Origin of the sequence: Corynebacterium sp. HMSC14H10, from assembly GCF_001807105.1 — a bacterium.
GTDB classification, from domain to species: domain Bacteria; phylum Actinomycetota; class Actinomycetes; order Mycobacteriales; family Mycobacteriaceae; genus Corynebacterium; species Corynebacterium jeikeium_D.
This window is the reverse complement of the sequence record NZ_KV787446.1, coordinates 1-5,359: the sequence shown is the minus strand read 5'-3', so window position 1 is coordinate 5,359 and position 5,359 is coordinate 1. Positions and strand designations below refer to the sequence as shown.

The 5,359-nt window shown below is 55.0% G+C and carries 4 protein-coding genes; 1 reads left to right on the top strand and 3 read right to left on the bottom strand.

From position 1 onward, the window contains the following. Positions 1-51: 51 nt before the first annotated feature. The 3 genes from pbp2m to HMPREF3135_RS09475 all read right to left on the bottom strand — a co-directional run bounded on the left by pbp2m (position 52) and on the right by HMPREF3135_RS09475 (position 3,634). Entirely contained in the window at positions 52-1,833 is a 1,782-nt protein-coding gene (pbp2m, locus tag HMPREF3135_RS09485; RefSeq protein WP_049172619.1) for a penicillin-binding protein PBP2M, read from the bottom strand. Positions 1,834-1,946: 113 nt separating this feature from the next. Continuing rightward, positions 1,947-2,777 carry a serine hydrolase gene (locus HMPREF3135_RS09480; protein WP_012360808.1) on the bottom strand — a complete coding sequence of 277 codons (831 nt, stop codon included), beginning with the start codon at positions 2,775-2,777 and terminating at the stop codon, positions 1,947-1,949. Then, on the bottom strand, positions 2,774-3,634 hold the full coding sequence (locus HMPREF3135_RS09475; RefSeq protein WP_012360809.1) for a LysR family transcriptional regulator: 861 nt from the start codon (positions 3,632-3,634) through the stop codon (positions 2,774-2,776). The genes HMPREF3135_RS09480 and HMPREF3135_RS09475 overlap by 4 nt, the downstream gene beginning before the upstream one ends. 114 nt (positions 3,635-3,748) lie before the next feature. Here HMPREF3135_RS09475 and HMPREF3135_RS09470 point away from each other — a divergent pair, with 114 nt between their 5' ends. Beyond that, positions 3,749-5,329, top strand: coding sequence for a helicase-associated domain-containing protein (locus tag HMPREF3135_RS09470; protein WP_016421371.1), 1,581 nt, complete (start codon positions 3,749-3,751; stop codon positions 5,327-5,329). The last annotated feature ends 30 nt before the right edge of the window (positions 5,330-5,359 follow it).

Here is a 5,359-nt window from a genome sequence, read left to right as displayed (position 1 = left end):
AAAAGACACACTTTTCTTTACTTAACCCGTGCTAGAGGTTATGACGCAAGTTTATTGAATTCCAGAGAATTTCTGAACATCCGGCGAGCGAAGGAAACGCCCGGCCATTTCCACAGCTGGCTGAGAAGAATCTCCTTCGATTACAAGGGACGCAATCGCCAATTCCCCTGTCGTTCCAGCGAACCAGCCATTGGAAAGCTTGCCATCAATTTCTGCTGTACCAGTCTTTCCGCCAAGTGCACTAAGATCACTCAACGACCTAGCTGAACCGTGGTCAATTGTTGATTTCATCATCGTCCGGAGGCTTTGAATAGTTGTATCGCTGACATGCTGGTCTGCCTGTTTATTCACTACTGTCTGTTCGCCTTGAATGAGCTGTGGAGGAACAAGCAAGCCGCCGTTAGCGACAGTCGATTGCATGAGCGCAATCCCAAATGGACTAGCTAGAACCTCGCCCTGTCCAATAGAAGCCTCCACACGAGGAGGTCCAGCCGGTGTCCGCGGCACCGAACCAGTAAGTGTGGTCATCCCTGGTACGTCGAAGTCGGAGCCAATTCCGAGTTCTAAAGCAGTCCGTTGCAGATCATCTTCTCCCAAACGATCCGAAATGACCGCTTGGGTTGTGTTACATGATTGGGCGAAAGCTTCTTCCAGTCGAACGCTACCTAGATCGAAGTCATGATCGTTGGGAATCGTGCGTCCAGCGACGGTGATATTGCTAGGACAAGGTAGTTCCTCATCCATGCTGACTGCCCCTGCCTCTAGTGCCGCCGCTGTGGTCACAGTTTTGAACGTCGATCCCGGTGGGAATAGCCCGGTGAGTGCGATTGGCCCTTGGTTATTTGCCTTGTCATTTTGTGCAACGGCAAGGACACCTCCTGTTCTAGGATTGAGCACGACTAGAACTGCGGCACGTTGCTCACTGTCCACTGCTTGTTTTGCTGCGCTTTGCAGTGTGTTATCCAGAGTGGTTGCGATTGGCTGAACTCGGCGAGGCGGCTCAGAGGCTACCGTCGTCATACCTTGTGAACTCTCAGCGCGTATCGACCATCCTGAATTAGCATCGAGCACTGACTCCCAATATTTGTTCAATTCAGCATCCAGCGGAGAGTTAAGAGTTTTGGACACGCTTAAGAGACGCCCCTGCTCCACAGTGGAAATTCCCTCAAAGGTCCTAAGTTGCTCTTGTATCTTCCGGAATTCTTCCTGCCTCAAAGTGAGGAGCACGGTGTCTTCATCCTGAGACTCTCCCAAGGTCTGCTCGATCCACTCCTTAGTCGTTGTGGGAGACACTGGTGCAAAAATCTGGGCCAATTCCTGCGCTCTAGAGGCTATATCTTTGCGACCTCGTACCTGAATAACTTTCGTCCAGGTCATATATTCATTGCCCAAGCGATCTTTAATTGGAAGATCGTACTGTTTATCTTCAGCAAAAAAGAGTGCGGAATCATCGCTCAACTGAGCTTCGAAGATCGAAGGCAACCATTGAGGCTTACCATCCTGTCCACTAAGGACGAGCCGACCATTGCTCTCCAACTCCACACCATCTTTGGACCAAGTCACATGAGTATTCTGCTTTCCATTGGAAATATCAGATTTTTCGATGTTGACCTTCACACCATGAAGTGACTGCCGAAATTCATGAAGGGCGCGCTCCGGGTCTGGATGATCCAGATACCGTGCAGCCTTGCTGTCATCTCCCGCGTTGAAAGCTTTGAGAAATACGTCTGAGTCTGATTCCCACGGTAGAGCTGAACAGCTGCTCAACATCACTGCGGAGAGCGAACAGAGTGCAATCACCGACTGACGGAAACGATTGTGCTTAGTCATCATGGGAGTGACGTTAAGTGAGACGCATTGGATGCCACCAATATCACATAATGCAATTGTCTCATTTCATTCACATATAGGCGATGGTAGAAGTGTGTATTCAAGTGGCAGAAATTCTAACGAAGAGCGTCCACGAGCAGTCTAGCCACTTCGCCAATAGCACCATCGTGAGTACTCATTGCTTGTTCTGGCACCACCTGTTTCAGCATGATGGACACCACAATGGGCTCCTCGCCCTCAACCTGGATAATCGAAGCTTCACCATGGAGAAGTCCTACAGTGCCCGTTTTTCCATAGATATCAACGCCGCTTGGAGGAAAGCCTGAAGGAACACGGTGACGCCACACCTGCAACCCCAAGAGTTCACACATAGATCGACGTACCGCTGCACTATCGTCTTTCCAAACCTGTTCCAAGTCATTAGTTATTTCCGCCAACGAAGAGACTGCAGAAAACGCTATATCTGTACTACTCCCCCCTTGGGATTGAACATATTGACGCAATTGTTTCTCCGCCGTCACTAAGCTATTCCGATCTTGCAAGTCATAATGAGGTGGAAACCGTTTAAGAAATGCTTCTCGAGCCCACGCAGGCAGTAGACGCAAAATCTCGTGGGCGGCCACGTTATCTGACACCGATGCGACTTGTTTCATTAAGTCTCGGAGACTCACGTTCACTGCGTCATCAAAGGCAGCGAACCCATACCCTTCGTAAGTTCCTTTGGACGGTGCAACGTCAACACGAAGACGAGGATCCAGATCACCTCGTTGAATCGCTTCCAAAGTGAGGTGGAGGAGCCGGATTTTATATAAGGATGCCACCGTAATTTTCTCGTCTTGTTTGCGTCCGATAGTCACCCCATCGTGCAGTCGCGATGCACACCACCATCCCTCACACCCCGACCGCGTCAACACGTTTTCCAGGGCCATCTCCATCCGTGCAGTCATTGGTTAATCCTTCGACAAATTCTTTCGGCGACCGCCATGGCCTCGGCGCCATTGTCCATCCCACCTCGGCGAACCACTACATCCACGGAAAAATCGAAACGGGAAGGAAGCTCAATAGCATTGTCAAACTGGTGAAAACCGCGAAATACCAAAGACATCCCCTCCCCTCTTCCAATCAATAAGCCCCTACCTAGAGCATCCTCTGAATCATTAATTTCGCAAGACACACCCGACCGAAATAGCTCTCTCGCCAAACCACTGGCTGCACTTGAATTGTCATTCAGGTTCTCCACCAGCAGATTCAATTGAGACAAGGTCTTATCCAACCTTGAATACCCCGGCGGCACCACTAGATCACGTGACAGAGAAAACTGCCTCGCACTGCGGTGAGTACCCAAGGGAACCGGAGCTTGAACAAGCCCCGCATGAATAGCGCCTTCTTCAACACGGGCAAGAATCTCAACAGAAGGCAGTGACGACAAAACTACTCCATCATGCTGCTGTGCCTTTGCTGCAATACGCGATCCTATCTCGCTTGGAAGCGCACTACTGATGGCCAAACGAAACCCGCTTTGCGCACCACTTCGGATACCGTCAATCATCGAATGCATAGTCTGAAGATCGCGATTAATCACCCGGGCATATGGAAGCAAGGTCAACCCTGCCTCGGTTAGTTTCACTTCCCCCGCCCCTCGGATAAATAGCGGTGTACCTACACCAGCTTCTAAGCGCTTAATGGCATTGGAGACAGGCGGCTGACTCACTCCCAGTCGCGCTGCCGCCGCTGTAAAACTACCGGTCTCCGCTAAAGCCACGAAATACTGCCATTGGCGCAGATTTCCCGTCTGAGCAATCATGGGTCTCAGCATAGTGGAGCACGAGTTCGCACCACTGCAGCGTAAAATGATGTCTTTGGCTTGAGCAACACCGTCGCGGTGGCGTCGATAAACAAAAAGGAAGTGACACACAGCGTGGGCATTGGAAACGGACCGCTCATTGTGCAGTCGGATAAGACCGTGCTGCTGGAAATCGACCACGAACAGGCGCAGGAGGCGCGCACCGCGCTGGCACCGTTCGCGGAGCTGGAGCGCGCGCCGGAGCACGTGCACACCTACCGCATCACCCCGCTGGCGCTGTGGAACGCCCGCGCGGCAGGGCACGACGCGGAGCAGATCATGGACGTGCTGGAAACCTACTCGCGGTTCCCCGCCCCGCAGCCGCTGCTCATCGACATTGCCGACACGATGGATCGCTACGGGCGGCTGAAGCTCATCAAGCACCCAGCGCACGGGCTCGTGCTAGAGACGACGGACAGGGCTGTGCTGACGGAGATCCGGCGTCACAAAAAGATCAAGCCCATGTTGGGCGCAGAGATCGACGAGGACTCGATCGTTGTGCACCCTTCCGAGCGCGGCAGGCTCAAGCAGGAACTGCTGAAGGTCGGCTGGCCCGCAGAGGACCTGGCGGGATACGTCGACGGCGAGGCACACCCCATCGAGCTGTCGCAGGAACACGAAGAATGGCAGCTGCGCGACTACCAGGAGATGGCGGCCGATAGCTTCTGGGAAGGCGGCTCGGGCGTGGTAGTGCTGCCATGTGGTGCGGGCAAGACGATGGTCGGCGCGGCCTCGATGGCCAAGGCAAAGGCCACCACCCTGATCCTGGTGACGAACACCGTCGCGGGCAGGCAGTGGAAGGACGAGCTAGTGCGCCGCACCTCCCTGACGGAGGATGAAATCGGCGAATACTCCGGAGAGAAGAAGGAGATCCGCCCCGTGACCATCGCCACCTACCAAGTGGTCACGCGCAAGTCGAAGGGCGAATACCGGGCGCTGGAGCTGTTCGACTCCCGCGACTGGGGCTTAATCATTTACGACGAGGTTCACCTGCTGCCTGCCCCGGTGTTCCGCATGACCTCCGACCTGCAGTCTCGCCGCCGTCTGGGGCTCACCGCCACCCTGGTGCGCGAGGACGGCCGCGAAGGCGACGTATTCAGCCTGATCGGGCCGAAGCGCTATGACGCCCCATGGAAGGACATCGAGGCCTTCCTGGATCGCATGTCCCCCGGCGGTCTCTCGTCCGTTCCCCAGTCCCTGCGGTATTTGATTGACGACGCCACCAGGGCATTCCAGCAGGGCTCCGCCACCGAACCCCACTCGGCTCGTGTCCCGTCTCGCGTGGATACTCCCCAGCGCAACATCATGGACATCACTGGGGACTCCACCGAGATCGCCTCGGAGATCGACGGCGCCGTGGAGGGTTTTCGCCGCGCCCACGACCAGGCCATCGCCGTGGACCCGGCGGACGGCACGAAGGCCTCGGACACCCGGACCTTCCGCTCGCCGCGGGAGATCATGTCCGAGCTGCGCCGCGCCTATACCGCGGGCACACAGGTGCGCCTGCACTACGTGGACTATGCGGGTGCCACCAGCCATGACTGGATCTCCATCGTGATGATGACCCCCTCCACCATCTCCGCGGTGCTCGAATCCACCGGGGAGAGCCTCACGATCCAACCCCACCGCATCGCTGCGGTGGACGTGCCGTGCTAGAGGGTTAAGTAAAGAAAAGTGTGTCCGCAT

Excerpts from the sequence above, each read along its gene's own strand:
- HMPREF3135_RS09475 (WP_012360809.1), bottom strand. The coding sequence starts at position 3,634 with ATGATTGCTCAGACGGGAAATCTGCGCCAATGGCAGTATTTCGTGGCT.
- pbp2m (WP_049172619.1), bottom strand. The coding sequence starts at position 1,833 with ATGATGACTAAGCACAATCGTTTCCGTCAGTCGGTGATTGCACTCTGT.
- HMPREF3135_RS09480 (WP_012360808.1), bottom strand. The coding sequence starts at position 2,777 with ATGACTGCACGGATGGAGATGGCCCTGGAAAACGTGTTGACGCGGTCG.